This window comes from Serpentinimonas sp. SMBJO2, from assembly GCF_056341105.1.
This window is the reverse complement of record NZ_CP150628.1, coordinates 141,822-168,500: the sequence shown is the minus strand read 5'-3', so window position 1 is coordinate 168,500 and position 26,679 is coordinate 141,822. Positions and strand designations below refer to the sequence as shown.

At 67.6% G+C, this 26,679-nt stretch carries 21 protein-coding genes and 1 pseudogene; 15 read left to right on the top strand and 7 right to left on the bottom strand.

Going from position 1 to position 26,679, the window contains the following annotated elements:
* Positions 1-6 precede the first annotated feature (6 nt).
* The gene (locus AAAZ40_RS00805; RefSeq protein ID WP_476660721.1) at positions 7-1,428 is read right to left on the bottom strand and encodes a form I ribulose bisphosphate carboxylase large subunit; all 1,422 of its coding nucleotides are present in this window, start codon (positions 1,426-1,428) and stop codon (positions 7-9) included.
* A gap of 151 nt (positions 1,429-1,579) precedes the next feature.
* Between AAAZ40_RS00805 and AAAZ40_RS00800 the strand changes: the two genes are divergently transcribed.
* A complete protein-coding gene (locus tag AAAZ40_RS00800) occupies positions 1,580-2,533 on the top strand; it encodes a LysR family transcriptional regulator (protein ID WP_476660720.1) in 954 nt (317 codons plus the stop codon).
* Positions 2,534-2,660: 127 nt separating this feature from the next.
* Positions 2,661-4,091, top strand: a complete 1,431-nt coding sequence (gene pyk, locus AAAZ40_RS00795; RefSeq protein WP_476660719.1) for a pyruvate kinase — start codon at positions 2,661-2,663, stop codon at positions 4,089-4,091.
* On the opposite strand, the gene AAAZ40_RS00790 is transcribed toward pyk, so the two are convergent.
* Positions 4,069-5,016, bottom strand: coding sequence for a LysR substrate-binding domain-containing protein (locus tag AAAZ40_RS00790; protein WP_476660718.1), 948 nt, complete (start codon positions 5,014-5,016; stop codon positions 4,069-4,071). The genes pyk and AAAZ40_RS00790 overlap by 23 nt on opposite strands.
* Before the next feature lie 99 nt (positions 5,017-5,115).
* Between AAAZ40_RS00790 and AAAZ40_RS00785 the strand changes: the two genes are divergently transcribed.
* The 8 genes from AAAZ40_RS00785 (at position 5,116) to fba (ending at position 14,269) form a co-directional block, all read left to right on the top strand.
* Complete coding sequence (locus AAAZ40_RS00785; RefSeq protein WP_476660717.1) at positions 5,116-5,892, top strand: HAD-IA family hydrolase; 777 nt, start codon at positions 5,116-5,118, stop codon at positions 5,890-5,892.
* A gap of 48 nt (positions 5,893-5,940) precedes the next feature.
* Complete coding sequence (locus AAAZ40_RS00780) at positions 5,941-7,035, top strand: class 1 fructose-bisphosphatase (RefSeq protein WP_476660716.1); 1,095 nt, start codon at positions 5,941-5,943, stop codon at positions 7,033-7,035.
* 65 nt (positions 7,036-7,100) lie between these two features.
* On the top strand, positions 7,101-7,985 hold the full coding sequence (locus AAAZ40_RS00775) for a phosphoribulokinase (RefSeq protein WP_476660715.1): 885 nt from the start codon (positions 7,101-7,103) through the stop codon (positions 7,983-7,985).
* A gap of 27 nt (positions 7,986-8,012) precedes the next feature.
* Positions 8,013-10,034 carry a transketolase gene (gene tkt, locus AAAZ40_RS00770; protein WP_476660714.1) on the top strand — a complete coding sequence of 674 codons (2,022 nt, stop codon included), beginning with the start codon at positions 8,013-8,015 and terminating at the stop codon, positions 10,032-10,034.
* 80 nt (positions 10,035-10,114) lie between these two features.
* Positions 10,115-10,822, top strand: coding sequence for a phosphoglycolate phosphatase (gph, locus tag AAAZ40_RS00765; protein WP_476660713.1), 708 nt, complete (start codon positions 10,115-10,117; stop codon positions 10,820-10,822).
* Positions 10,823-10,876: 54 nt separating this feature from the next.
* On the top strand, positions 10,877-11,884 hold the full coding sequence (gene gap / locus AAAZ40_RS00760; RefSeq protein WP_476660712.1) for a type I glyceraldehyde-3-phosphate dehydrogenase: 1,008 nt from the start codon (positions 10,877-10,879) through the stop codon (positions 11,882-11,884).
* A 13-nt stretch (positions 11,885-11,897) separates the two neighbouring features.
* A complete protein-coding gene (locus AAAZ40_RS00755) occupies positions 11,898-13,094 on the top strand; it encodes a phosphoglycerate kinase (RefSeq protein ID WP_476660711.1) in 1,197 nt (398 codons plus the stop codon).
* 107 nt (positions 13,095-13,201) lie between these two features.
* Positions 13,202-14,269 carry a class II fructose-bisphosphate aldolase gene (gene fba, locus AAAZ40_RS00750; RefSeq protein ID WP_476660710.1) on the top strand — a complete coding sequence of 356 codons (1,068 nt, stop codon included), beginning with the start codon at positions 13,202-13,204 and terminating at the stop codon, positions 14,267-14,269.
* Positions 14,270-14,326: 57 nt separating this feature from the next.
* Here fba and AAAZ40_RS00745 read toward each other — a convergent pair whose 3' ends face one another.
* Together AAAZ40_RS00745 and AAAZ40_RS00740 are read right to left on the bottom strand one after the other, a co-directional pair.
* Complete coding sequence (locus tag AAAZ40_RS00745) at positions 14,327-14,653, bottom strand: P-II family nitrogen regulator (protein ID WP_476660709.1); 327 nt, start codon at positions 14,651-14,653, stop codon at positions 14,327-14,329.
* 63 nt (positions 14,654-14,716) lie between these two features.
* The gene (locus tag AAAZ40_RS00740; protein ID WP_476660708.1) at positions 14,717-15,718 is read right to left on the bottom strand and encodes a sodium-dependent bicarbonate transport family permease; all 1,002 of its coding nucleotides are present in this window, start codon (positions 15,716-15,718) and stop codon (positions 14,717-14,719) included.
* A gap of 233 nt (positions 15,719-15,951) precedes the next feature.
* Here AAAZ40_RS00740 and AAAZ40_RS00735 point away from each other — a divergent pair, with 233 nt between their 5' ends.
* The 4 genes and pseudogenes from AAAZ40_RS00735 to AAAZ40_RS00720 all read left to right on the top strand — a co-directional run.
* Complete coding sequence (locus AAAZ40_RS00735; protein WP_476660707.1) at positions 15,952-16,521, top strand: thioredoxin family protein; 570 nt, start codon at positions 15,952-15,954, stop codon at positions 16,519-16,521.
* Between the two features lie 9 nt (positions 16,522-16,530).
* Positions 16,531-17,421, top strand: a complete 891-nt coding sequence (locus tag AAAZ40_RS00730; RefSeq protein WP_476660706.1) for a CoA transferase — start codon at positions 16,531-16,533, stop codon at positions 17,419-17,421.
* 170 nt (positions 17,422-17,591) lie between these two features.
* A complete protein-coding gene (locus AAAZ40_RS00725) occupies positions 17,592-19,919 on the top strand; it encodes an NADP-dependent malic enzyme (RefSeq protein WP_476660705.1) in 2,328 nt (775 codons plus the stop codon).
* Positions 19,920-20,122: 203 nt separating this feature from the next.
* Positions 20,123-20,518, top strand: a pseudogene (locus AAAZ40_RS00720) (barstar family protein); the annotation flags it as partial.
* 119 nt (positions 20,519-20,637) lie between these two features.
* Here AAAZ40_RS00720 and rsmA read toward each other — a convergent pair.
* The 3 genes from rsmA to AAAZ40_RS00705 are packed head-to-tail and all read right to left on the bottom strand — an operon-like array spanning position 20,638 to position 25,456.
* The gene (gene rsmA / locus AAAZ40_RS00715) at positions 20,638-21,549 is read right to left on the bottom strand and encodes a 16S rRNA (adenine(1518)-N(6)/adenine(1519)-N(6))-dimethyltransferase RsmA (RefSeq protein ID WP_476660704.1); all 912 of its coding nucleotides are present in this window, start codon (positions 21,547-21,549) and stop codon (positions 20,638-20,640) included.
* 15 nt (positions 21,550-21,564) lie between these two features.
* Positions 21,565-23,007: a peptidylprolyl isomerase gene (locus AAAZ40_RS00710; RefSeq protein WP_476660703.1), complete on the bottom strand. Its 1,443-nt coding sequence runs from the start codon at positions 23,005-23,007 to the stop codon at positions 21,565-21,567.
* Positions 23,000-25,456, bottom strand: coding sequence for an LPS-assembly protein LptD (locus tag AAAZ40_RS00705; RefSeq protein ID WP_476660702.1), 2,457 nt, complete (start codon positions 25,454-25,456; stop codon positions 23,000-23,002). The genes AAAZ40_RS00710 and AAAZ40_RS00705 overlap by 8 nt, the downstream gene beginning before the upstream one ends.
* A 102-nt stretch (positions 25,457-25,558) precedes the next feature.
* Here AAAZ40_RS00705 and AAAZ40_RS00700 point away from each other — a divergent pair, with 102 nt between their 5' ends.
* On the top strand, positions 25,559-26,668 hold the full coding sequence (locus AAAZ40_RS00700; protein ID WP_476660701.1) for an aminoglycoside phosphotransferase family protein: 1,110 nt from the start codon (positions 25,559-25,561) through the stop codon (positions 26,666-26,668).
* Positions 26,669-26,679 lie beyond the last annotated feature (11 nt).

The window sequence follows — 26,679 nt, the reverse complement described above, 5'->3', positions numbered from 1 at the left end:
CGGGCATCACTTGTGCGTCACGTCGAGCTTGTCCACGGTGTCGAACTCGAACTTGATCTCTTTCCAAGTTTCCATCGCGATCTTCAGCTCTGGGCTGTGGGCGGCGGCGGCGGTGAGGATTTCCTTGCCCTCTTTTTCGAGCTGGCGGCCTTCGTTGCGCGCTTGCACACAGGCTTCGAGCGCGACGCGGTTGGCGTGCGCACCGGCGGCGTTGCCCCAGGGGTGGCCGAGCGTGCCGCCACCGAATTGCAGCACCGAGTCGTCGCCAAAAATGCTCACCAGCGCCGGCATGTGCCAGACGTGGATGCCGCCCGAGGCGACTGCGAACACACCCGGCATCGAGCCCCAGTCCTGGTCGAAGAAGATGCCGCGGGCGCGGTTTTCGGGCACGAACGATTCGCGCAGCAGATCGATCCAGCCCAGCGTGGCCTCGCGGTCGCCCTCGAGCTTGCCGACCACGGTGCCGGTGTGCAGGTGGTCGCCGCCCGAGAGGCGCAAAATCTTGGTCAGCACGCGGAAGTGGATGCCGTGGTGCGGGTTGCGGTCGATCACCGCGTGCATGGCGCGGTGGATGTGCAGCAGCATGCCGTTTTCGCGGCACCAGTTGGCCAACCCGGTGTTGGCGCAAAAGCCGGCCGTGATGTAGTCGTGCATGATGATCGGCGCGCCGATCTCTTTGGCGTATTCGGCGCGCTTGTACATTTCCTCGGGCGTCGGGGCGGTGACGTTGAGGTAGTGGCCCTTGCGCTCGCCGGTCTCGGCCTCGGCCTTGAGCGTGGCTTCCTGCACGAAGTCAAAGCGCTGGCGCCAGCGCATGAACGGTTGGCTGTTGACGTTTTCGTCGTCCTTGGTGAAATCGAGCCCGCCGCGCAGGCACTCGTAGACGGCGCGGCCGTAGTTCTTGGCGCTCAGGCCGAGCTTGGGCTTGATGGTGCAACCCAACATCGGGCGCCCGTACTTGTTCAGAATGTCGCGCTCGACCTGAATGCCGTGCGGTGGGCCGCCGCAGGTTTTCACGTAGGCGATCGGGAAGCGCACGTCTTCGAGACGCAGCGCACGCACGGCCTTGAAGCCGAACACGTTGCCCACCAGCGAGGTGAAGACGTTGACCACCGAGCCTTCTTCGAACAGATCGATCGGGTAGGCGATGAAGGCGTAGAAGCAGCTGTCGTCGCCGGGCACGTCCTCGATGCGGTAGGCGCGGCCCTTGTAGTAGTCGAGGTCGGTGAGCAAGTCGGTCCAGACCGTGGTCCAGGTGCCGGTGGACGATTCGGCGGCCACCGCGGCGGCGGCCTCTTCGCGATCCACCCCCGCCTGTGCGGTAATCTTGAACACCGCCAACAAGTCGGTGTCGAGGGGGATGTAATCGGGCATCCAATAGGTTTGACGGTATTCTTTGACACCGGCACTGTAAGACTTGACAGCCATGCTTGCTCCTGTTTGAAGGTGGGTGGAACCGAGTACCTGCACCCTTGCTGTGTTGAGTGCCGATCCAATGTGGTTCATTGTTGGCTCCTTTTTTGTTTGATGCAAGTAAATTGTTCAGACTGTCATGTTTTATTGAGGTAAACTTATCGCCATGAACCTGCGCCACCTCACCCTGCACCAGCTGCGCATCTTTCACGCTGTGGCGCGCCACGGCAGTTTTGCCCGCGCCGCCGAGGCGCTGCACCTGTCGCCGCCCACGCTGTCGCTGCAGGTCAAGCAGCTGTCCGAGACCGTGGGGCAGCCCTTGTTCGAGCAGATCGGCAAAAAGATTTTTCTCACCGCCAGCGGTCGCACGCTGGCCGACGCCTGCCACGACATCGAGGGCCGCATGGAGCGCTTGAGCGCCGACCTGTCGGCCCTGCAAGGGGTGGAGCGCGGCAGCATCAAGCTGGCGATCCTGACCACCGTCAAGTACACCGTGCCCAAGCTGCTGGGGCGTTTTTGCGCCGCCCACCCCGGTATCGAGGTCAGCATGCAGGTGGGCAACCGCGAGCTGCTGCTGCAGCGCCTGGCACACAACCAGGACGACCTGACCATCATGGGCCAGCCACCCGAGCCACTGGCGCTGGTCAGCGAGCCCTTTGCCGACAACCCGCTGGTGCTGGTGGCGCCACCCGATCACCCCTTGGCCGGCCAGCGCCAGATCGACCCGCAGCGCCTGCAGGGCCTGCCCTTCGTGCTGCGCGAACCGGGTTCGGGCACGCGCCTGACCAGCGAGCGCTTCTTTGCCAGCCAGGGGATTGCGATCAAACCCCGGCTCGAGCTCGCCAGCAACGAGGCCATCAAGCAGACCGTGGCCGGTGGCCTGGGGCTGGCGGTGCTGTCGGCGCACACGGTGGTGGCCGAACTGGCGCTGGGCGAACTGGTGCAGCTCGACGTGCAGGGTTTCCCGCTCATTCGGCGCTGGTACGTGGTCTATCCGCAGGGCAAGCGCCTGTCGGCGGCGGCGCTGGCCTTCAAGGACTGGCTGTTCGCCCACCGCGGCCCCGAGAGGGCGGGAGCGGACCCAGAGCGCAGCGCCGGCGCCGCATCAGGCGATGCTTAAGCGGGGTCACAAAAGAATTGAAGGAGTGGACAAGCCGCAAGGGCACCACAGGGGCCGCGCCGTCACGCGCCGCACTTCACGGTCTGGAATAATGTTTCATCCTTCACCGCAGCAGCCCGGAGCCCCCATGAACCCACGCGCCACCAAGATCGTCGCCACCCTCGGGCCGGCTTCCAACACGCCCGAGATCTTGCAAGCCATCATCGAGGCGGGCGTGAACGTGGTGCGGCTCAATTTCTCGCACGGCAGCGCCGACGAACACCGCCAGCGCGCGGCCATGGTGCGCGCCGCCGCGCAAAAAGCCGGGCGCGTAGTGGCCATCATGGCCGACTTGCAAGGGCCCAAAATCCGCGTCGGCAAGTTCGCCCAAGGGCGCGTGCTGCTGCAAACCGGGCAGCCCTTCGTGCTCGACGCTGCGCGCAGCCTGCCGGGCGACGAAACCGCCGTGGGGTTGGACTACAAGAGCCTGCCCGACGAGGTGCAGGTGGGCGACGTGCTGCTGCTCAACGACGGCCTGATCGTGCTGCAGGTGCTGCGCCTCGAGGGCGCGGCGGTGCACACCGAGGTGCTGCAAGGCGGCGAGCTTTCCAACCACAAGGGCATCAACAAACGCGGCGGCGGCCTCACCGCCCCGGCCCTGACCAGCAAAGACATGGAAGACCTGAAGGTGGCGATGGCGCTGCAGGTCGATTTCGTGGCCGTGAGCTTTCCCAAAGACGCGGCCGATATGGAACTGGCGCGCCAGTTGTGCCACCTGGCCCAACCAGATGGCCCGCAACCGGCCCTGATCGCCAAGATCGAGCGCGCCGAAGCCATCCCGGTGCTCGAGAGCATCGTGCTGGCCAGCGACGGCATCATGGTCGCGCGCGGCGACCTGGCGGTCGAGGTCGGCAACGCGGCCGTGCCGGCGCTGCAAAAGCGCATGATCCGGCTGGCGCACGCGCACGACCGCTTCGTCATCACCGCCACGCAGATGATGGAGAGCATGATCCACGCCCCCATGCCCACGCGCGCCGAAGTCAGCGACGTGGCCAACGCCGTGCTCGACGGCACCGACGCCGTGATGCTCAGCGCCGAGACAGCCGCCGGCAAGTTCCCGCTCGAGACAGTGCGCGAAATGGCTTTGATCTGCGAGGCCGCCGAACGTGCCGACCGGCACGACCTCGAGTCCGACTTCAGCGGCAAGGCCTTCACCCGCATCGACCAGTCGATCGCCATGGGCGCGCTCTTTACCGCCTCGCACCTGGGCGCCAAGGCGATCGTGGCGCTGACCGAATCGGGTTCGACCGCGCTCTGGATGAGCCGCCACAAGGTGCACATTCCCATCTACGCCCTGACGCCGCGTCTGCGCGCGCAGCGGCGCATGGCGGTCTATCGCAACGTGCACCCGATGCTGGTGGATTCCAGCACCGACCGCGACACCGCGCTGGCCCAGGCCGAGCAGCACCTCAAGGCGCGCGGCGTCGTCGCCGCCGGCGACGTCTATGCCATTACCTGTGGCGAGCCCATGGGCACGCCGGGTGGCACCAACATGCTCAGGATTTCGCGGGTGGGCTAAAGGGCAGCAGTTGCCCGAAACGCGCCGCCAGAAACCCTTCGCCACGCTCGAGCATGAAGTAGCGAAAAGCCTCGGCCGCCGGCGAGAGCACCTTCGACAGGGTGTGCACCAGGTTCCACGCCCGCACCACCGGCGTGGCCTCCACCTCGAGCCGGGCAATCAGGCCGTGCTGCAGCTCCAGCCCGATGGTATGCAGCGACAGAAAGCTCAAGCCCATGCCGGCCATCACCGCCTGTTTGATGGCCTCGTTGCTCGACATCTCCATCACCACGCGCGGCTGCAAGCGGGTGCCTTGTAAAAATTTCTCCATCGCCGCCCGGGTGCCCGAGCCGCGCTCGCGCACGATGAAGCCGTAGGGCTCCAGCGCTTGCGCCGTGGGGTGGCCGATCTTGAGCAGCGGGTGATCGGTGGAGGCCACGAACACCAGCGGGTTGGCGGCAAAGGGTTCGGTGCGCGTGGCCAGTTCCTTGGGCGGCTGGCCCATGATGGCGATGTCCACCTCGCCGCCTTGCAGCATGCGCAGCAGCTGGTCGTGGTTGCCCAGCACCAGGCGCGTTTCCACGCCCGCGTGTTCGAGCCGGAACTGGCCGATCAGGTGCGGCAAAAAATACTGCGCCGTGCCCACCATGCCGATCGTAAGCTGCCCGACCTCGACCCGTTTGAGGCGAGCGGCGGCGTCTTGCGCGTCCTTCAGCGTGGCCAGAATTTTTCGCGCATAGACCAGCATGTACTCGCCGGCGGTGGTCAGCGACACCTTGCGGCCGCTGCGCTCGAACAGGGGCAGCCCGACGTTGTCTTCCAACTCCTTGATCTGCATGGTCACGGCGGGCGGCGTGAGGTGCAGGGCTTCGGCGGCGCGGGCAAAGCTGAGGTGGCGTGCGACCTCAGTGAAAACCCTGAGTTGGCGAAAGGTGGTGTTTTTCACTCAGCTTATCCTGAATTGGTTGTGAATAAAACGTAAATTTACCTTATTTGGCTTTGGAACTACATTGCGGACTCCCCTTAAATTTGCACGCCGCTTTTCATGCTCAATGCCCTGATCTTCGATGTGGATGGCACCCTGGCCGACACCGAGAGCGTGCACCTCGCGGCGTTCAACCACGCCTTCGCGCAAGAGGGGCTGGACTGGCACTGGGACGTGCCGCTCTACACCCAGCTGCTCGAAGTCTCGGGCGGCAAAGAGCGCCTGCTGCACTACTGGCGCATGGTGCAGCCGGGTCTGAAAGAGGTCGATGGCGGCGCCGTGCGCGACACCGTGGCGCGGCTGCACGAAATCAAGACCGCCTGGTACGAGCAAGCCATCAGCGCCGGCGCAGTGGAGCTGCGCCCAGGCGTGCTCACGCTCATGCAGGCGGCGCTCAACCAGGGCCTGCAACTGGCGATCGCCACCACCACCTCGCCGGTGAACATCGCGGCGCTGCTGCGCACGGCCATCGGGCCGGATTGGCGCAGCCACTTTCTGGCCATCGGCGACGCCAGCAACGCGCCCCTCAAAAAACCGCACCCGCAGGTGTACCTCAAGGTGCTGGCGGATATGCGCCTCGACCCGGCGCAGTGCGTGGCCTTTGAGGACTCGGCCAATGGCCTGCAGTCGGCCACGGCGGCGGGGTTGGCGACCGTCATCACCCCCACCAGCTACACCGCGCAGCACGATTTTGGCGCCGCGCTGCGCGTGCTGCCCGACCTGAGCCAGCTCGATTTGGGGCAACTGCGCCAGTGGCTGAGCGAGCGCCAGGCCACTCGGGCCACCGTTGGCACCCAGCGCGCAGCGGCCAAGCCGCCCGGCAGCGCCAAACGTTGAAGCCCCCAAGCCGCCCCGCACTGTTCATAAAAACCACTGAGACACACCATGCTCCAGACCAACCGTTCCACGCTGACCCAGTTCCTGATCGAGGAGCGGCGCCGCTTCCCGCAGGCCAGTGGCGATTTCAACGCCCTGATCCTCGACGTGACCCTGGCCTGCAAAGCGATAGCGCGCACCGTGGCCTACGGCGAACTCGGGGGGGCCATGGGCAACTACGCGCCCGAGGCCGGCGGCAGCGTCAACGTGCAAGGCGAAACGCAGAAAAAGCTCGACGTGCTGAGCAATGAATTGTTCATGCAGCGCACCGAATGGTCGGGCCACCTGGCGGGCATGGCGTCCGAGGAGATGGATTTGCCGCACCAGATCCCGGCGCAGTACCCGCGCGGCCCCTATCTGCTGGTGTTCGACCCGCTCGACGGCTCGAGCAACATCGACGTCAACGTCTCGGTGGGCAGCATTTTTTCGGTGTTGCGCGCACCCAAGGAGGTGATCGACAGCGGCCGCGATGTGGTCGAGGCCGATTTTTTCCAGCCCGGTGCTGCTCAAGTGGCGGCTGGCTACGCCCTCTATGGCCCCACCACCATGCTGATCCTGACCGTGGGCCGTGGCGTCAACGGCTTCACACTGGACCCGAACCTGGGCGAGTTCATGCTCACCCACCCCCATTTGCAGGTGCCGCCGGATACGCAAGAGTTCGCCATCAACGCCTCCAACAGCCGCTTCTGGGAGGCGCCGATCAAGCGCTACGTCGATGAATGCCTGGCTGGCAAGACGGGCGTGCGCGGCAAGGACTTCAACATGCGCTGGATCGCCTCCATGGTGGCCGAGGCGCACCGCATCCTGATGCGTGGCGGCGTGTTCATGTACCCGCGCGACAACAAAGACCCGAGCAAGCCTGGGCGCCTGCGCCTGCTGTACGAGGCGAACCCGATCGGCATGATCATGGAACAGGCCGGTGGCCGCGCCAGCACCGGGCGCGAACCGATGATGGAAGTGGTGCCGACCTCGCTGCACCAGCGCATCGGCTTGGTGTTTGGCAGCAAGAACGAAGTCGAGCGCATCGAGCGCTACCACCGCGAACCCGCGCAGGCCAAAGAGGGCGAACCGCTGTTTGCTTCGCGTTCGCTGTTTCGCAACTGATGCCGCTGCCATACCAGGTCGAGCAGAGCCGACCTTAGCCACACACCATCCAGGAGACCCTCGCCATGTCCGAACGCCACCCCATCATCGCCATCACCGGCTCCTCTGGTGCCGGCACCTCGACCGTCACGCGCACCTTTCAGAACATCTTCAGGCGCGAGGGCATCAAGGCCGCCGTGATCGAAGGCGACAGCTTCCACCGCTTTGAGCGCAAGGCCATGAAGCAGCGCATGGCCGACGAAGAGGCCAATGGCAACCGGCATTTCAGCCACTTTGGCGCCGAGGGCAATATGTTCGAGCAGCTCGAGGCGCTGTTTCGCGACTACGCGGCCAGCGGCCAGGGCAAAAGCCGCCTGTACCTGCACAACGAGCTCGAGGCCGCACCCTATGGCCAGGAGCCCGGTACCTTCACCCCGTGGACCGACTTGCCCGCCGGCACCGACCTGCTGTTCTACGAGGGCCTGCACGGCGCCGTCAAGACCGATACCGTGGATGTGGCGCGCTACCCCGATCTGCTCATCGGCGTCGTGCCCTCCATCAACCTGGAGTGGATCCAGAAGCTGATCCGCGACAAGACCCAGCGCGGCTACAGCCAGGAGGCGGTGGTGGACACGATCCTGCGTCGCATGCCCGACTACGTGCACTACATCGTGCCGCAGTTTGGTCTCACGCACGTCAACTTCCAGCGCGTGCCGGTGGTGGACACCTCGAACCCGTTCATCACGCGCGACATTCCCACCGCCGACGAAAGCGTGTGCGTGGTGCGTTTTGCCCAGCCCAAGGGCATCGATTTCCAGTATTTGCTGAGTATGATCAACGGGTCGTGGATGAGCCGCGCCAACACCATCGTGGTGCCCGGGGGCAAGATGGAACTGACGATGCAGCTCATCTTCACGCCCTTCATCTGGCGCATGATGGAGCGCAAAAAGCGCGCGCTCGGTCTGGCCTGAACCCGAATCCGACCTCAACCCCTACGCATGAACACCCCCACCCCCGAACTGGCCCGGCAGATGGCCAACGCGATCCGCATGCTGGCCGTCGATGCCGTGGAAAAAGCCAAGAGCGGCCACCCCGGCGCGCCGATGGGCATGGCCGAGATTGCCGAAGTGCTCTGGAACCGCCACCTCAGGCACAACCCGGCCAACCCCCATTGGCCGGACCGGGACCGCTTCGTGCTCTCCAACGGCCACGGCTCGATGCTGATCTACGCGCTGCTGCACCTGAGCGGTTACGACCTGCCGCTGAGCGAGCTGCAAAACTTTCGCCAACTGCACAGCAAGACCGCCGGGCACCCGGAGGTCGGCATCACCCCCGGTGTGGAAACCACCACTGGCCCGCTGGGGCAGGGGCTGGCCAACGCGGTCGGCATGGCGCTGGCCGAAAAGCTGCTGGCGGCCGAGTTCAACCGCGACGGCCACACGGTGGTGGACCACCACACCTACGTCTTTTTGGGTGACGGCTGCCTGATGGAGGGCATCAGCCACGAGGTCTGTTCGCTCGCCGGCACGCTGCGCCTGCCCAAGCTGATCGCCTTCTACGACGACAACGGCATCAGCATCGACGGCCACGTCGAGGGCTGGTTCACCGACGACACGCCCAAGCGCTTCGAGGCCTACGGCTGGAACGTGATCGCACGCGTCGATGGCCACGACCCAGCGGCGGTGGACGCGGCGCTGCGGCAAGCCAAGCAGCAAGCCGCTGCCGCCGACGGCAAGCCGACCCTGATCTGCTGCCAGACCGTGATCGGCCAGGGCTCGCCCAACAAGGCCGGCACGCACGACGTCCACGGCGCGGCGCTGGGCGCAGCCGAAGTGGCGGCCACGCGCGCCGCGCTGGGCTGGGAGCACGCGCCGTTCGAGGTGCCGGCCGAGCTGTACGCCGCCTGGGACGCACGCGCCCATGGCGCCAGCGCCGAGGCCGATTGGGCGCAGCGTTTTGCCGCCTACCGCGCCGCGCATCCGCAGCTCGCGGCCGAGTTCGAGCGCCGCATGGCAGGCGAGCTGCGCGCCGACTTCGGCGCGCGCCTGGGCGAGATGTTTGCCGCCGTGGCCGCCAAGCCCGACGCCATCGCCACGCGCAAGGCGAGCCAGAACGCGCTCGACGCGCTCGCACCCCTGCTGCCCGAGTTCTTTGGCGGCAGCGCCGACCTCACTGGCTCGAACCTGACCAACTTCAAGGGCTGCGTCAAGGCCGGGCGCGACACCTGGGGCAACCACCTGAGCTACGGCGTGCGCGAGTTCGGCATGGCCGCGATCATGAACGGCATCGCGCTGCACGGCGGCTACATCCCCTACGGCGGCACCTTCCTGACCTTCAGCGACTACTCGCGCAACGCCATCCGCATGGCGGCGCTGATGAAGCAGCGCGTGATCCACGTCTTCACGCACGACTCCATCGGCCTGGGCGAAGACGGCCCCACGCACCAGTCGATCGAGCACGTGCCGAGCCTGCGCATCATCCCGAACCTGGACGTCTGGCGCCCGGCCGACGGGCTGGAGACGGCGGTGGCCTGGGCGCAGGCGCTGCAACGCCGCGACGGCCCGAGCGCCTTGTGCCTGTCGCGCCAGAACCTGCCGCGCGTGAGCACGCTGGCGCAGGCCGACGCCATCCGCCAGGGCGGCTACGTGCTGGCCGAAGTGGCCGCTGCGCAGGCGCTGATCGTGGCCACCGGTTCCGAAGTGGAAATCGCCCTGCAGGCCCAGGCCCTGCTGGCCGCCGAGGGCGTGAGCGTGCGCGTGGTCTCGATGCCTTGCACCAATGTGTTCGACCGCCAGCCAGCCGCCTACCAAGACCAGGTGCTGCCGCCGGCGCTGCCGGCGCTGGCGCTGGAGGCCGCGCAGCCCGACTTCTGGCACAAGTACGTGGGCCGCACCGGCAAGGTGCTGGGCATCGCCAGCTACGGCGAATCGGCCCCGGCCAAAGACCTGTACCGCCACTTTGGCCTCACGCCCGAGCGCGCCGCCGAAGCGGTACGCGCCCTGCTGCGCCGCAGCGTCTGAAGCTTTGGCTCGCAGCCCTTGCCGCCCACCCCTGGACCACCCTTCCCGCCTGGCCCCCAGCACATCCCTTGCCGCACGACGTGAACACCGCCCCCCCTGACGACCGCGCCTACGACCTGATCCTGTTCGACCTCGACGGCACCTTGATCGAAACCGCGCCCGAGATCGCCGACGCCGTCAACGACACGCTGCTGCAGTTTGGCCACGCCCCGGCCAGCGAGCAGCAGATCACCGACTGGATCGGCCACGGCACGCGCGAGCTGCTGATCCAGGCCCTGGCCCAGGCCAGCCACGCCACGCCCGAGGCGGTGCGCAGCGCGGCGCAGTTTGCGACCATCGAAGCCGCCTTTGGCCAGCACTATTTGCGCCGTTGCGGCAGCCGCAGCCAGCTCTACCCACAGGTGCGCGGCACGCTCACGGCGCTGCGCGCTGAGGGTGTGCGGCTGGCGCTGGTGACCAACAAAGAGGCGCGCTACACCCAGGCGGTGCTCGAGGCGCACCAGCTGGCCCATGCCTTTGACCGCGTCATCTGCGGCGACACGCTGGCGGTCAAAAAACCCAACCCGGCCGGCATCCAGGCCTGCCTGCAGCAGTTTGGCGTACCGCCCGAGCGCGCGCTGTTCGTGGGCGACTCGTCGATCGACGTGGCCACGGCGCGCAACGCCGGCATCGCGGTCTGGGTGCTGCCCTACGGTTACAACATGGGCCAGCCCATAGCCGCCAGCGCGCCCGATCGCGTCATCGCCGACGTCAGCGCCTTGCTGCCCACGGCGCTCGAGCTGTGTTGAGTGCCGCAGGGCAAGCCTTACAATTTTTGCTTTCAACCCCGGAGACATTCCATCATGAGCATCAAAGTCGGCATCAACGGTTTTGGCCGCATCGGGCGCATGGTTTTTCGTGCCGCCATCGCCGAGTTCAAGGACATCCAGATCGTTGCCATCAACGACTTGCTCGAACCCGAGTACCTGGCCTACATGCTGCAGTACGACAGCGTGCACGGCCGCTTCAAGGGTGAGGTGTCGGTCGAGGGCAAGGACCTGATCGTCAACGGCCAGCGCATCCGCCTGACGGCCGAAAAAGACCCGGCCAACCTCAAATGGGGCGAGGTCGGCGCCGAGGTGGTGATCGAGTCCACCGGCATCTTCCTGACCAAGGAGGGCGCGCAAAAACACCTCGATGCCGGGGCCAAGAAAGTCATCATGTCGGCCCCGTCCAAGGACGACACGCCGATGTTCGTCTATGGCGTCAACCACGGCAGCTACGCCGGCGAGGCCATCGTCAGCAACGCCAGCTGCACCACCAACTGCCTGGCCCCGGTGGCCAAGGTGCTCAACGACAAGTGGGGCATCAAGCGCGGCCTCATGACCACGGTGCACGCCGCCACCGCGACGCAAAAAACCGTCGACGGCCCGAGCAGCAAAGACTGGCGCGGCGGCCGCGGCATCCTGGAGAACATCATCCCCAGCAGCACCGGCGCCGCCAAGGCGGTGGGTGTGGTGATTCCGGCCATCAAGGGCAAGCTCACCGGCATGGCGTTTCGCGTGCCCACCAGCGACGTGTCGGTGGTCGATCTCACCGTCGAGCTCAACCACCCGGCCAGCTACGCCGAGATCTGCGCCGAAATGAAGGCCCAGAGCCAGGGCGCGCTCAAGGGCGTGCTCGGCTACACCGAAGCCAAGGTGGTGGCGAGCGACTTCCGTGGCGAGCGCTGCACCAGCGTGTTTGACGCCGATGCCGGCATCGCGCTCGACAGCACCTTCGTCAAGGTGGTGGCCTGGTACGACAACGAGTGGGGCTACTCGTGCAAGTGCCTGGAAATGGCGCGCGTGGTCGGCCAAGCGGCCAAATGAGCAGGGGCGCGCGATGAACTTCCTGCGGTTTTCTGATGTGTGCGCCAGTGGCCAGGCCACGGGCAAGCGGGTGTTCATCCGCGCCGACCTGAACGTGCCGCTCACCCCGGACGGCCAGATCAGCGAAGACACGCGCGTGCGCGCCAGCATGCCGGCGGTGCGCATGGCGCTCGACGCCGGCGCGGCGGTGATGGTGACCTCGCACCTCGGGCGCCCGAGCGAAGGCATGTGGCGGCCCGAGGACTCGCTGGCCCCTGTGGCGGCGCGCATGGCCGAGCTGCTGGGCTGCCCGGTGCCCCTGATCGCCGACTGGGTCGAGGGCGGTTTCGAGGTGCAGCCGGGCCAGGTGGTGCTGCTGGAAAACTGCCGCCTCAACCCCGGCGAGAAGAAAAACAGCCCGCAACTGGCGGCCAAGCTCGGGCGTCTGTGCAACATTTTTGTCCACGACGCCTTTGGCACCGCGCACCGCGCCGAAGCCAGCACCTACGGCATCGCCGAGACCGCGCCGTTGGCTTGCGCCGGCCCGCTGCTCGCGGCCGAGATGGACGCCATCGGCCTGGCGCTGGCCAACCCCAAGCGCCCGCTGCTGGCGATCGTGGCCGGCTCCAAGGTCAGCACCAAGCTCAGCATTTTGCAAAGCCTGTCCGACAAGGTCGATGGCCTGATCGTGGGCGGCGGCATCGCCAACACCTTCATGCTCGCCGCCGGGCTGCCGATCGGCCACAGCCTGGCCGAGCCCGATTTGGTGGAGCAGGCGCGCAGCGTGATGGAGGCCATGAAGGCGCGCGGGGCCGAGGTGCCCATCCCCACCGACGTGGTGGTGGCCAAGCGCTTTGCCGCCGACGCCGAGGCCTGCGTGAAAGCGGTGGCCGACGTGGCCGCCGACGACCTGATCCTGGATATCGGCCCCGAGACCGCCGCGCGGCTGGCGGCCAAACTCGAGCGCGCCGGCACCATCGTCTGGAACGGCCCAGTGGGCGTGTTCGAGTTCGACGCCTTCGCCCACGGCACCGAGGCCATCGCGCGCGCCATCGCCGCCAGCCCGGCCTTCAGCATCGCCGGTGGCGGCGACACGCTGGCGGCCATCGCCAAATACGGCATCGAGTCGCAAGTCGGCTACATCTCCACCGGCGGCGGCGCTTTCCTCGAAGTGCTCGAGGGCAAGACGCTGCCGGCGTTCGAGGTGCTGGCGCGGCGTGCGGCGGCCTGAGTTCGGTGCAAGGCGCCGCTGCAACTGCGCTGCAAGGCCGCTGTTGCTCCTGAACCGTTGACCTGCCAACCCGCTTTCCGTCCCCAACCCATCCCCTGGAGTTTCCCATGGCCCTGATTTCCCTGCGTCAACTGCTGGACCACGCCGCCGAACACGGCTACGGTCTGCCCGCCTTCAACGTCAACAACCTCGAGCAAGTGCAGGCCATCATGCAGGCCGCCGCGGCGGTCAACAGCCCGGTGATTCTGCAAGGCTCGGCGGGCGCGCGCTCCTACGCCGGCGAGCCCTTTTTGCGCCATCTGATCGCCGCTGCGATCGAGATGTACCCGCAGATCCCGGTCTGCATGCACCAGGACCACGGCGCCACACCGGGCGTGTGCTTTCGCTCCATCCAGTCCGGCTTCAGCTCGGTGATGATGGACGGCAGCCTGCGCGAAGACGGCAAGACCCCGGCCAGCTACGAGTACAACGTCGAGGTCACGCGCAAGGTGGTCGAGCTCGCGCACGCCTGTGGCGTTTCGGTCGAGGGTGAGCTGGGCTGCCTGGGCTCGCTCGAAACCGGCAAGGCCGGCGAGGAAGACGGTCACGGCGCCGAAGGCGAGCTCGATCACTCGATGTTGCTCACCGACCCCGACGAAGCCGCCGACTTCGTGCAGAAAACGCAAGTCGATGCGCTGGCCATTGCCATCGGCACCAGCCACGGCGCCTACAAGTTCAGCAGCAAGCCCACCGGCAAGGTGCTGCGCATCGACCGCGTCAAAGCCATCCACCAGCGCATCCCCAATGTGCATCTGGTGATGCACGGCAGCTCGAGCGTGCCCGAAGACTGGCTGGCGATCATCAACCAGCACGGCGGCGACATGGGCCAGACCTACGGCGTGCCGGTGGAGGAAATCGTCGAGGGCATCAAGAACGGTGTGCGCAAGGTCAACATCGACACCGATTTGCGCATGGCCAGCACCGGCGCCATCCGCCGGCACCTGGCCACGGACCGCAAGAACTTCGACCCGCGCAAGTTCTTCAAAGAAGCCACCAAAGCCATGCAAGCGATCTGCGAAGACCGCTACCGCGCCTTTGGCTCGGCTGGCATGGCGTCCAAGATCGGTCCCATCCACTCGTTGGAAGCGATGCAAAAGCGCTACGACAAGGGCGAGCTCAAACCGCTGATCGGCTAAGCGCAGAAGCCACCCCCAGCCTGCACACTGACCCCCGCTCACCAAGCGGGGGTTTTTTTATGCTCCGGCTGGGGTGTCGGCGACCTTGCGCGGCAGGATCTGGATGTCTTGCACGATCGCCTTGATGCGGTAGCCGCGCTCCATCAGGGCGTCGATGTCTTCGAGCACCCCGACCAGGCGCCGCTCCGACAGAATGATGTGGATCATCACGTTGCTGTCGCTGGGCAGGGCGCCGGTGTTGAGCCCCGAGGTGCCGGCGCCGGTGACGGTGGAGATGGTGTAGCCGCCGATGCCGCGTGGAGCCAGGGTTTCGATCACCATGCGCTGCAGCGGCTTGGCGGTGATCAGGATGAGCAGCTTTTTTTGTTCGAGTTGGCGTTTCATGGTCGGGGTCTCCGGGGGTGGGCGAGGGGCGGCGCGAGCAGGGGAGCGCGTGCAGGTCGAGGCTCAAACGAGCGGCTGCAGCCAAAGCGCGTAGCTATAGTACAGCGGCAAACCCAGCAGCAGGTTGAAAGGCAGCGTGATGCCCAACGACGAGGTCAGGTAGATGCCCGGATTGGCCTCGGGCAACGAGGCGCGGCAGGCCGCCGGTGCGTCGATGAACGAGGCGCTGGCGCACAGGGCCCCGAAGACGAAAGAGCCGCCGATGTCGAGCCCGATCAACTGCGCCAGCGTCACGCCGACGATGCCGTTGACCACCGGCATCAGGGTGCCAAAGCCGAGCATGAACCAGCCCACATCGCGAAAGGCGCGGATGTGGCGCGCCGCCGTCATGCCCATCTCGAGCAGGAACAGCATCAACATGCCGCGGAACAGGTCGTCGTAAAAGGGCTTGATCTGCTGCCACTGCGCGTCAGAGGTGAGAACGCCGATGATCATGCCGCCGCCGAGCAGGATGATGCCACGCCCGCGCAGGGTGTCGAGCAGCAGCTCGCCGATGCGGATCTGGTTGCGGCTGGCCTGGTTGCTGGCCGCCATTTCGCGCGCCATGGCCACGCGTGCGATCAACAGCGAGAAGATCACGGCAAATTCCATCAGCGCCACCATCGCCACCATGTAGCCCCCCGCCGGGGTGCCCATGGCGGTGGCCAGGGTGAGCGAGGAGAAAAAGGTGGCGGTCGAAACCGAGCCGTAGTGCGCCGCCAGCGCCGCCGCGTTGCTGATGTCAAAGCGCCCCAGCAGCCGCGTCACCGAATAGACCAGCAGTGGGATGGCCACGACCATGAACAGCGTCAGCCCGATCAGGGGCATGAGACCGCCCAAGTCGGCCTGTGCCAGTTCGCGCCCGCCCTCGAGGCCGATGGAAAAAAGCAGGTAGATCGCCAGCAGGCTGATGACGGCGGCGGGCAGTTCGAGCTCGCTGCGCAAAAAACCCGCAATCGCCCCCAGAACGAAGGCCAGAATGATGGGTTGGATCAAATTGGCGATGAGCAAGTCGAAGCCGGGCATGGTGTCGCTTTCAGTGGTGGCTGAGGGCAGTTGCAGATTAGACCGATGATCATGATTCAGGTAAAGTCACAAATTATTTATAGTCAGGTAAGTATAAAATTAACTGATCTAATCAACCCCAAGCACGCCAGCGCCAATCGGTGGGTTTAGAATGGACGCCAACCGCTCAAGCGTGCGTGGGGCCGGTCTTGTGCGCCCACGCTCGCCTGGTCTGCTTTGGAGGCAACACACCGATGGCCCGCACCCCCTCGACCATGCGTGCGCTGGGCAGCGCCGCACCCGATTTCTCTTTGCCCGAGCCGCTCAGCGGCCGCTTGGTGCGGCGGTCGGACTTCAGCGGCCAGCCGCTGCTGGTGCTGTTCACCTGCAACCACTGCCCGTTCGTGCTGCACATCCTCGACGAGCTGGTGCGGGTGCTCAACCGCTGCCAAGCCCAAGGCCTGGCGGTGGTGGCGATCAACGCCAACGACGTGACGCGCTACCCCGACGACGCACCCGACCGGATGGCGCAGCTGGCGCAGCGCAGCGGCTTTGCCTTCCCCTACCTCTACGACGAAACGCAGGCGGTGGCACAGGCTTACCAAGCCGCCTGCACGCCCGACTTCTTCCTCCACGACGCGGCGCACCGGCTGGTCTATCGCGGCCAGTTCGACGACGCCCGCCCCGGCAACGGGGTGCCGGTGACGGGGCAGGACTTGCGCGCCGCCATCGAGGCCGTGCTGGCTGGGCGCGCCCCCGCGGCCGAGCAGCGCCCCAGTCTGGGCTGCAACATCAAGTGGAAGCCGGGCCACGAGCCGCAATGAACCCGGGTCGTGCCGTCTGGTAAGCTCAAAAGCCATGCCCTGCAAGGCACGCGCCTGCTCAGTCTGGCGCTGAATCTGCCCGGTCCGGCGGCCTTGCAGCGCCTGCACGCCATGGGCGCGCGCTGCACCCAAGTGCTGCCGCCCAGCGGCGACCCGATGGCGCAGTACAGCCCGCAGGCGCAGCAGCAGCTGTGCCGCGGCATCAGGCAGACCACGCTCGACCTCAAAAGCCCTGCCGGCCAGCGCCGCCTGCACACCCTGCTGGGGCGCGCCGACGTGCTGCTCACCTCCTTCAGGCCAGCGGCCTTGCGCCGCCTCGGTCTGGAGGCCGAGGCGTTGCGCGCGCGCTACCCCAGGCTGTGCATGGTGGCCATCGTCGGGGCAGCGGGTGCGCGCGCCGACGCGCCCGGCCACGACCTGAGCTACCAGGCCGAGGCCGGGCTGGTGCCAGGGCTCGATCTGCCCGTGAGCTTGCTGGCCGACATGGCCGGGGCCCTGCTGGCCAGCGAGGCGGTGCTGCAGGTGCTGGCCCAGCGCCAGCGCAGCGGCAGCGGCGTGCAGCGCGAAGTCTCGCTCACCGAGGCCGCGCACTGGCTGGCCCTGCCGCGCCAATGGGGCCTGACGACAGCCGGCGCCCTGCTGGGCGGTGGGCAGGCCACGTACCGCATCTACCCCTGCCTGGACGGCCGGGTGGCGTTGGCGGCGCTGGAGCCGCATTTCGCTGCCACCTTGGCGCGGGTGGTCGGCCTGGCCGACTTGAGCGCGCCAGAGGCGCCCGACTGGGGCAGCGCGCAGGCGCATCGAGCGGTGGCCGCCTTCATGGCGCAGCACAGCTGTGTGCAGCTGCAGCAGCTGGCCATGGCGCACGATCTGCCCCTGCACATCCTGCCCGTAGGCTGAGGGGCCATCGCTCATGCACGCCTTGACGCACCCAGCCGCTGCGCCAGCCCAAGTCTGAGGGCCAACCCGTAGCGCCAAGAGGCCGGCAGCGGTGGCGTGGCTTCGCCCTACAATGCCTTGGCGCCGCCCACCCTGGCGCTCGACCCTTACACCAGACCAAGGCCAGCACCATGTCCACCGATGCCGACGACCAGCGCGCCGAATTGAAGCGCGCCGCGCTCAAGTACCACGAGTCCCCGACCCCGGGCAAGGTCGCGATCCGCGCCACCAAGCAGCTCACCAACCAGCACGATCTGGCGCTGGCCTACTCGCCCGGCGTGGCGGCGCCGTGCGAGGAAATCGTCGCCGACCCGGTCAACGCCTTCAAGTACACCAGCCGCGGCAACCTGGTGGCGGTGATCACCAACGGCACGGCGGTGCTGGGCTTAGGCGACATCGGCCCGCTGGCGGCCAAGCCGGTGATGGAAGGCAAGGGCGTGCTGTTCAAGAAGTTCGCCGACATCGACGTCTTCGACCTCGAAATCAACGAAAAAAACCCCGACCGCCTGGTCGAGATCATCGCCGCGCTCGAGCCCACCTTTGGCGGCATCAACCTCGAAGACATCAAGGCCCCGGACTGCTTCTACGTCGAGCGCCGCCTGCGCGAGCGCATGCAGATCCCGGTCTTTCACGACGACCAGCACGGCACCGCCATCGTCGTCGGCGCGGCCCTGCTCAACGGCCTGAAGGTGGTGGGCAAGCGCATCGACCAGATCAAGCTCGTGACCTCGGGCGCCGGGGCGGCGGCGCTGGCCTGCCTGGGGCTGCTGGTCAAGCTCGGGCTGCCGCGCAGCAACATCTGGGTCACCGACCTGGCCGGGGTGGTCTACAGCGGCCGCACCGAGCTCATGGACCCCGACAAGGTGCAGTTTGCGCAAGACACGCCGCTGCGCACGCTGGCGCAGGTGATCGAAGGCGCCGACGTGTTTCTGGGTCTGTCGGCCGGTGGCGTGCTCAAGCCCGACATGGTGCGCTGCATGGCGGCGCGGCCGCTGATCTTTGCCCTGGCCAACCCCACACCCGAGATTCTGCCCGACGAAGTGCACGCGGTGCGCGGCGACGCCATCATGGCCACCGGCCGCAGCGACTACCCCAACCAGGTCAACAACGTCCTGTGCTTTCCCTACATCTTTCGCGGTGCGCTCGATGCCGGCGCGCGCACCATCAGCGACGAAATGGAGATCGCCGCCGTGCACGCCATCGCCGAGTTGGCCGAGGCCGAACAAAACGAGGTCGTGGCAGCGGCCTACGTGGGCGAGCAGCTGTCGTTTGGGCCGCAGTACCTGATTCCCAAACCCTTCGACCCGCGCCTGATGATCAAGATCGCGCCGGCGGTGGCCGAGGCCGCGGCGCGCTCGGGCGTGGCGCAGCGCCCGATCGCCGACCTCGAGGCCTACCGCGAGCGGCTGCAGAGCTTCGTCTTTGCCTCCGGCACCATCATGAAGCCGGTCTATGCCATCGCCAAGCAGGCGCAGCACAAGCGCATCGCCTTTGCCGAGGGCGAAGAGGAGCGCGTGCTGCGCGCCTGCCAGATTCTGGTCGATGAGGGGCTGGCGCGCCCGACGCTGATCGGGCGCCCGGCGGTGATCGGGCAGCGCATCGAGCGCTTTGGGTTGCGCCTGCAAGTCGAACGCGATTTCGATGTCGTGAACATCGAGCACGACGCGCGCTACCGCGAGCTGTGGCAGGATTACCACCGCCTGCAAGAGCGCCGGGGGGTGACCGAGCAGATCGCCAAGATCGAGATGCGCCGCCGCCTGACCCTGATCGGCGCCATGCTGCTGCGCCGGGGCGACGCCGACGGCCTGATCTGTGGCACCTGGGGCACGCCGCAGATCCACCTCAACTACATCGATCAGGTGATCGGCAAGCGTCCCCACGCCAGCTGCTACGCGGCCATGAACGCGCTCATGCTGCCGGGGCGCCAGGTGTTCATGGTGGACACCCACATCAACTACGACCCGAGCGCCGAACAACTGGCCGAAATCACGCAGATGGCGGCGCGCAAGATGCTGCGCTTTGGCGTCACGCCCAAGGCGGCGCTGCTGTCGCATTCCAACTTTGGTTCTTCGGATCAGCCCTCGGCGCTCAAGATGCGCCGTGTGCTGGAGTTGCTGCGCGAGCACGCGCCCTGGCTCGAGGTCGAGGGCGAAATGCACGGTGACGTGGCGCTGGACGCCGCAGCGCGGGCGCGCCTGATGCCGCGCAACGCCCTCGAAGGCGAGGCCAACCTGCTGGTGCTGCCCAACGTGGACGCGGCCAACATCGCCTACAACCTGCTCAAGACCGCCGCCGGTGGCGGCATCGCCGTGGGGCCGATGCTGCTGGGCGTGGCCAAGCCGGTGCACGTGCTCACTGCCAGCGCCACGGTGCGGCGCATCGTCAACATGACGGCGCTGTGCGTGGCCGAGGCCAATGTGGGGCCGCGTGCCGTCGTCGCGGGCGCCGAACCGGGGTGAGGCCCGTGCGCCGCAGCCGATTGGGCTTGCTTTTTTGGGGGGCTTGAGGCAAAATCGCGTCTTCGTTTCACAGCAGACGCAATGCCGCCTCGGGCTGTGGCTGGGTGGGCCAAGGCGTGGTTTAGCAAGGCCTGAGGCCCAGCGCACACGAACATCAGCCGGTTTTCCTTGATTTTTTAATATTTTTCTGGACTTGCGCCGAGATGGACAACCCCCTTCGTCACGTGCGAACCAACATCGTGCAGTCGATTCGTGCCCACACGGTCAAAGACTTGCAAGCCGCGGCCGAGCAACTCGGACACCGCTTTTTGTACGCCGACCTTGCCGCAGCCCTGACCAAGCAAGACGTGATCGACCTCGTCGGTCAGCACCCCAGCTTGCCGGCCCAGGCGACCAAGAACTTCGATGCCTTGCACGACAAGCTCACCGATGCCCTGCACAAGTCGGGCCCGCAAGCCGGCTTCATCGTCGTGCTCGAACACATCCCCACCGGGCCCAAGTTCGACAAAGAGGCGCGTGAGCAGTTGCTCGACATTTTCCGCGACGTGGCCGACTACTGGAGCGAGCGCAAGGTGGCGTTTCGCTGCTTTTACTCGTTCTCGGTGGCCCGTGCGCCCAAGGCGGCCGACCTGCAGGCCGGGGTCGAGCAGGTGCTCACCGACAAACTGGTCGATGTGAGCCCGCAGGCGCTGCGCATGAGCAGCCCCTTCAACGCCGGCTACTGGTTGTCGGCGGCTTGAGGCGTCGGCGCGACGGCGCCGGGCGGTGGCGCCGGGCCGCTGCCAAGCGCCTGCGCCAGCGCCACGTATTCAGCCACCGGCACTTCTTCGGCCCGGCGTTGCACGTCGAAGTGCCCGCTGTGGCCCTGCTCCTCGAGCCAGCGCCCCAGGCTGTGGCGCAGCAGCTTGCGCCGTTGCGAAAACGCCACCCGCACCAGGTGCTCCAGTGTCGGCAGGTGCAGCGCCGCCGGCTGCGCCCACGGCACCATGCGCACCACCGCGCTGTCCACTCGTGGCGGCGGCGTGAAGCTGTGCGGCGGCACGTCAAGCACGTTGGCCATCGCGTAGCGCCATTGCAGCATCACGCTCAAGCGGCCGTAGTCGGCGCTGCACGGGGCGGCCACCATGCGCTCGATCACCTCTTTTTGCAGCATGAAGTGCTGGTCCTGCACCCACTGCGCCCAGGGCAGCAGGTGAAACAGAATCGGGCTCGAGAGGTTGTAGGGCAGGTTGCCGACCATGCGCAGGCGCGGCGCTGGGGCCGCCCCCGGTGCGTCCACCGCGCACGGCGCGGGGTCGGGCGCGGGGGGTGTGGGGACCAGGGTGGCAAAATCGACCCGCAGCACGTCGGATTCGATCACGCGCAGCTGTGGGTGCGCGCGCAGGCGCTGCGCCAGGTCGCGGTCGAGCTCGATCACCGTCAGGTGGCCCAGGCGCTCGACCAGCGGTTGCGTCAGGGCCGCCAGGCCGGGCCCGATCTCCACCATGAGCTGGCCGGGGCGGGGTGCAATGGCGTCCACCAAGGCGCCGATGATCGCTGGGTCGGACAAAAAATGCTGGCCGAAGCGCTTGCGCGCCCGGTGGCCATCGAGCTTGGCCGATGGGCCTTGGGCCGTGTGGCGTGGTGACACCGGGGTGGCAGGCGCTCAGCGCCCGGTGAGACGCAGCTCGACGAAAGCGCGGCTGCGCAGTTCGCGCGCCCACTCTTCGTACACCTGCTCGCTGCGCTGCTCGCGCAGCCGCACGCGCACCCAGTTGCGCCGCTCCAGCGCCGTGGTCTCGATCTCGCGCCGCTGCACCACCTCGATCAGGTGCAGGCCAAAGCGCGAGCGCAGCGGCTGCGACACCTCGCCCGGCGCCAGCCGGTTCATGACTTGCTCGAACTCGGGCACAAACTGCCCTGGGTTGGCCCAGCCCAAGTCGCCGCCATCGGGCGCCGAGCCGTCGGCGCTGTGCTGGCGCGCCAGGTCCTCGAAGCGCGCCGTGCCAGCCACCAGGCGCGCGCGCCATTCGTTGAGGCGCTGCACGTCGGCGGCCTCTTCGGCGGCGTTGGTCGGGCGCAGCAGAAGGTGGCGGGCGCGGGTTTGCACCTGGTGCGTGGGCGGCAGGTTGAGGTTGCGCTGCTCGAGCACTTGCAGCACGTGAAAGCCGGCGCCGCTGCGCAGCGGCCCCACCACGGCCCCGCGCGGCTTGCCCTGCACCGCTTCCACGAACAGCGTCGGGTAGCGGTCGGCGCTGCGCAAGCCCATCTGGCCGCCCATGGCGCGCTCGGGGCCTTCGGAGTACTGGCGCGCCAGCGCAGCGAAGTCGGCGCCGGCGCGGGCGCGCTGCGCCAGGCCGGTGGCCAGCGCCAGGCGCTCGGCCACCGTGGCCGCGTCGGCGCCCTCGGGCACGGCGATGGCGATTTGGGCCAGGTGCATGGCCGTCTGGGCCAAGGCCGCCGCCCCGCCGTGCTGGCGCAGGTAGGCGTCGATCTCGAGTTCGCTGATGCGCACCCGCGCCGCCACTTCGCGCTCGCGCACGCGCAGCAGCAGCAGCTCGTTTTCCAGGTTGGCCCTGAAGCCGCTCAGGCTCAGGCCATCGGCTTGCAGGCGCTGGTGCAGTTGCGCCACGGTGACGCCGTTTTGGCGCGCCACCGTGGCTTCGGCTTCGGCCAGGGCGGCGGCGTCGATGCGCAGGCCCGTCTGGCGCGCCCATTGGATCTGGGTGCGCTCGACGATCAGCAGCTCCAGCACCTGGGCCTCGAGTTGCGCCGGCGGCGGCAAGTTGGCCGCTTGGGTGGCCTGCACCCGTTCGATGCGCTGGCGCAGCTCGCGCTCGGTGATCGGCTCCGAGTTGACCAAGGCCACGATGCGGTTGAGCTCGCGCACTGGTGCGGCGGCGGGCGGCAGCGCCGGGCGGGCAGGAGCGGGGGCGGCAACGGGGCTGGACTGCGGCGCCGCAGCGGGCACGGCCTGCAGGGCCGGGGCGGGTTGCGACGGCCTTTGCAGCTGTGCCTGGGCGGGCGACCAGAGGCTGGCCAAGGTGGCCCAGAGCAACAGGGCCAAGGGAGCGGGGCGTGCCCGGCGGCTGGAGGGGTGTTTATTCATGGCGCTGAAAGCGGCTGGGCGGGTTGATCTCTTCACGCAGGAACTGGTAGCGTGGAATGTGGTCGCGCAGCACCTGCAGGGGGTTGGAGCCGATGCGCGAAAAACCAGCAAACTCGAGCTGGAACAGGATGCGCTGGTTGGCCTGGGTGCGGCTTTGTTGCAGCCGCTCGACCACGATGCGGGCGATCCAACACCCGGCATCGTACTCGAAGCCAGCGATCAGGTCCACGATGCGGCGCTCGCTGAAGCTGTAATTGATGCGCCCCACGCTGAACCAGTGCCCCGGTCCCAGGCCGCGCCCCGGCCCCAGCGCCGCCACCGGTGGGCCGCGCAGCAGATCGCTCAGAGGCCACTGCCAGCCGATGTCGAGCTGCTCGCTGGTGTCGCGCTGCAAGCGGTAGGCGACGTTGAACACGCGGAAGTCGCCCGGGCTGTAGCGCGCCGCCAAGGTGGTGCGCTCGGTCTGGCCCAGTTCGGGGTTGTATTGCAGCGTGCCGTTGAAGGCCCACTGTGGGCTCCAGTTCAGGTGGGCAGCGAACAACACATCGCTGAGCTCCTCGCGTATGGCCTGCTGTCCGGGCAGCACCACTTCCTGGTCGCGCAGCCGCAGCCGCTGCGCCACGCTCAGGTTGGCCCATTCGGCCCCGGTGGCCGGGTCGAGCAGGCGCGTGGTGGCCCCCAGGGTGACGGCGCTCAAGTCGGCGATGCGGTCGTGGCCGCCAAAGGGGTTGGCAGAAAAAATCGAGTTCAGGTTGAAGTCGAAGGCCGAGCTGTCATAGACCGGCAGATAGCCTTGGCGGCGGTACGGGGTGTGCGCCACGAACAGGCGCGGCTCCAGCGTTTGCAGCACCGCGCGACCAAAATAGAGCGCGTCGCGCTCCAGCACCAGGCCCGTATCGACGGAGAAGGTCGGCACCAGCACATTCGGGTTGCGCACGCGCGCCCCCAGCGGCCCCACGGCCTGCTCGAGCTGGTACTGGCGCGCGTGCAGCTGCAAGGCCGGGCGCAGGTAGGCGCCGGGGGTCTGCCAGCTTTTGTCCACATTGAGCACGCCCAGCCAGCGCGTGCCATTGACGTCGGTGCGCTGGTTGAAGGCGCCGATCAGGGGCTGGCGGTCGGTGCGAAACTGCGTCACGTCGGTCAGCAGCGACACGCTCCAGCCCGCGCTCCCGGCCCAGCCCAAGGGGCCGCTGCGGTAGCTGGCCGACAGCGACGGCAGGCGGTCGTAGGGGGCCTCGATGGGGGCGTCGCGGTCTTGCAGTGTCTGCCAGGTGTAGGCGCCGGCGCGCAGGGCCCAGTTGCCGCGCTGGGCCAGCAGTTCGACGTCGTTGCGCAGCAGGCGCGAGGTGAGCGAGGTGCCGGTGCGGGGGAAGTCGCGCCAGTAGTTGTCGTCGCTGACGCGGTTCAGGTCCAGCCGCAGGCTGGGCGCGCCCAGGCCGCCCCAGACGGGCAGCGCGTGCTGGTGCTGCAGCGACAGGCCCCAGCGGTCGGCGTCGCGCAGGCGGTCGTCGGGCATGAAGGCGGCGCGCACCTGGCCGGCGTAACGCGGCTCGAGGTAGCGAAATTCGCCCGCCCAATCGATGCCGCGCTCGCTCATCAGGGTCGGAAACAGGGTGGCGTCGCGGTTCGGGGCCAGGTTGAAGTAGTAGGGCAGCGTGAGCTCGACGCCGCTGATGTTGTCGAGGTTGAAAGTCGGGGCCAGAAAGCCCGATTTGCGCCGGTCCGAGAGCGGAAAACTGATCCACGGCGCGGCCAGGATCGGCAGACCTTTGAAATTGAGCACGGCACCGGTGGCGGTGCCGGTGTCGGCCTGCTGGTCGAACACGATCCGGTGGGCGCTCAGGTACCAGTCGGGCTCCCAGTCGGCGGTGCGCGGGCGCGGGCAGGTGCTGTAGCGCACCTGGTGCGCCACGCTGCGGCCCGGCCCCTCGAAATCCACCCGGCTCGCTTCGCCGTAGCCGCCGTGGCGCAACAGGCTGAAGCGGGGCGACTCGAAATGGCCTTGGCGGGTGTCGAGTTGCAGCGTCAGCGCCGGGCCCTCGAACACGTCGCCCAAGCGGTTGATGCGCACCGCCCCCTGGGCGTGGGCGGTGTCGGTGTCCGCCTCGTAGCGCAGGGTGTCGGCGCGCAGCACGAGGTCGTGGCGGCGCAGCTCGGCGCGGCCCTCGAGCTGCACCTCGTGCCCGGCTTGCCCGCTCATGCGCTCGGCCGACAGCAGCAGCGCCGCTTCGGACAAGGCCGCAGTGGGCAGCGCCTCTTGCAAGCGCTCGCTTGGCTGCAGCACCAACGCGCCCGGGTTCGGTGGCTGCGCCCCCCACGCTGGTGCGGTCGCGCAGGCCAGTAGGCAAGCCCGTGCCAAGGCGCGCAGGCGCGCGGTAGCCGGGCGCGGTCCAGCCAAGGCGGGCGGGTGGGTGGCGGTTCGGCCCCAAGGGCGCAGCAGAGTGGGCATGGAAGGCAGGTTCAGGGCCACGCGGCCGGATCATCGAGGCGCTTGGGGCTGCGTAGAATCAGCGGCCATTATCCACCAGCGCTGCGCCCGACCGCTCCACCCATGAACCCTGCCGCCCCGCTTGCGCCCGCGCCCGTCACCTGGAGCGACCCGGTGCGCGCCGCCGCCTTCGAGGCCTGGCTGGCCGCACAAGCGCCGGCGCACGCCCTGGTGCCTGCCAGCCTGCGCTTGGCCTCGGCCGACGCCAGCTTCAGGCGCTACCTGCGCCTCGACCGCGTGGGCGGTGGCAGCTGCATCGTCATGGACGCGCCGCCTGAGCGCGAAGACTGTCGGCCCTTCGTGCAGGTGGCGGCCTTGCTGCGCCAAGCCGGGGTGCGCGTGCCCGAGGTGCTGGCTTGGCAGCCCGAGCAGGGCTTCATGCTGCTGAGCGACCTTGGTGCCCAGACCCTGCTCGAGGCACTGGATCCGGCCCAGCCCAGCGCCGCCTTGCCCTACTTCAAAGACGCGCTGGCCGCCTTGCTGGCCTGGCAGCAAGCCAGCCAACCGGGGCTGCTGCCGGCCTACGACGCCGCCCTGCTGCGGCGCGAGCTGCAGCTGTTCCCCGATTGGTATCTGGGGCGCCACAAGGCTTTCGAACTGAGCGCGGCGCAGCAGGCCAGCCTGCAGCAAAGCTTCGATCTGATCGTGCAGCGCAACCTCGCGGCCCCGCTGGGCTTCGTGCACCGCGACTTCATGCCGCGCAACCTCATGCTGCCCCACGGCGGCTTCAACGCCAGCCAGCCCGAGGGGCGCCTGGGCGTGCTCGACTTCCAGGACGCCGTCCATGGCCCGCTGACCTACGACATCGCCAGCCTGATGCGCGACGCCTTTTTGAGCTGGGACGAAGAAGTGGTGCTGGACGTGACGGTGCGCTACTGGGAGCAGGCGCGCCGCCTCGGGCTGCTCGACTTCGAAGACTGGAGCAGCGATTTTGGCGCTTTTTACCGCGCTGTCGATTGGATGGCGCTGCAGCGGCACCTGAAGGTGGCGGGCATTTTTGCGCGCCTGACGCTGCGCGACGGCAAAGCCAGGTACCTGGCCGACGCCCCGCGCTTCATTCACTACATCCGCACCACGGCGCTGCGCTACCGCGAGCTCACGCCGTTGCTGCGCCTGATCGACGAGGTCGAAGGCTGGCAAGGGGCCAGCGGTTTTGCCTACGGCCGCCTCTGAGGCGCTCGGCC

Bases quoted from the DNA above. Each gene is read 5' to 3' on its own strand.
- AAAZ40_RS00745 (WP_476660709.1), bottom strand. From the start codon at position 14,653: ATGAAACGCCAACTCGAACAAAAAAAGCTGCTCATCCTGATCACCGCC.
- AAAZ40_RS00735 (WP_476660707.1), top strand. From the start codon at position 15,952: ATGGCCCGCACCCCCTCGACCATGCGTGCGCTGGGCAGCGCCGCACCC.
- fba (WP_476660710.1), top strand. From the start codon at position 13,202: ATGGCCCTGATTTCCCTGCGTCAACTGCTGGACCACGCCGCCGAACAC.
- AAAZ40_RS00740 (WP_476660708.1), bottom strand. From the start codon at position 15,718: ATGCCCGGCTTCGACTTGCTCATCGCCAATTTGATCCAACCCATCATT.
- AAAZ40_RS00805 (WP_476660721.1), bottom strand. From the start codon at position 1,428: ATGGCTGTCAAGTCTTACAGTGCCGGTGTCAAAGAATACCGTCAAACC.
- pyk (WP_476660719.1), top strand. From the start codon at position 2,661: ATGAACCCACGCGCCACCAAGATCGTCGCCACCCTCGGGCCGGCTTCC.
- tkt (WP_476660714.1), top strand. From the start codon at position 8,013: ATGAACACCCCCACCCCCGAACTGGCCCGGCAGATGGCCAACGCGATC.
- gap (WP_476660712.1), top strand. From the start codon at position 10,877: ATGAGCATCAAAGTCGGCATCAACGGTTTTGGCCGCATCGGGCGCATG.
- AAAZ40_RS00705 (WP_476660702.1), bottom strand. From the start codon at position 25,456: ATGCCCACTCTGCTGCGCCCTTGGGGCCGAACCGCCACCCACCCGCCC.
- AAAZ40_RS00800 (WP_476660720.1), top strand. From the start codon at position 1,580: ATGAACCTGCGCCACCTCACCCTGCACCAGCTGCGCATCTTTCACGCT.
- AAAZ40_RS00725 (WP_476660705.1), top strand. From the start codon at position 17,592: ATGTCCACCGATGCCGACGACCAGCGCGCCGAATTGAAGCGCGCCGCG.
- AAAZ40_RS00780 (WP_476660716.1), top strand. From the start codon at position 5,941: ATGCTCCAGACCAACCGTTCCACGCTGACCCAGTTCCTGATCGAGGAG.
- AAAZ40_RS00775 (WP_476660715.1), top strand. From the start codon at position 7,101: ATGTCCGAACGCCACCCCATCATCGCCATCACCGGCTCCTCTGGTGCC.
- AAAZ40_RS00785 (WP_476660717.1), top strand. From the start codon at position 5,116: ATGCTCAATGCCCTGATCTTCGATGTGGATGGCACCCTGGCCGACACC.
- AAAZ40_RS00710 (WP_476660703.1), bottom strand. From the start codon at position 23,007: ATGAATAAACACCCCTCCAGCCGCCGGGCACGCCCCGCTCCCTTGGCC.
- AAAZ40_RS00700 (WP_476660701.1), top strand. From the start codon at position 25,559: ATGAACCCTGCCGCCCCGCTTGCGCCCGCGCCCGTCACCTGGAGCGAC.
- AAAZ40_RS00755 (WP_476660711.1), top strand. From the start codon at position 11,898: ATGAACTTCCTGCGGTTTTCTGATGTGTGCGCCAGTGGCCAGGCCACG.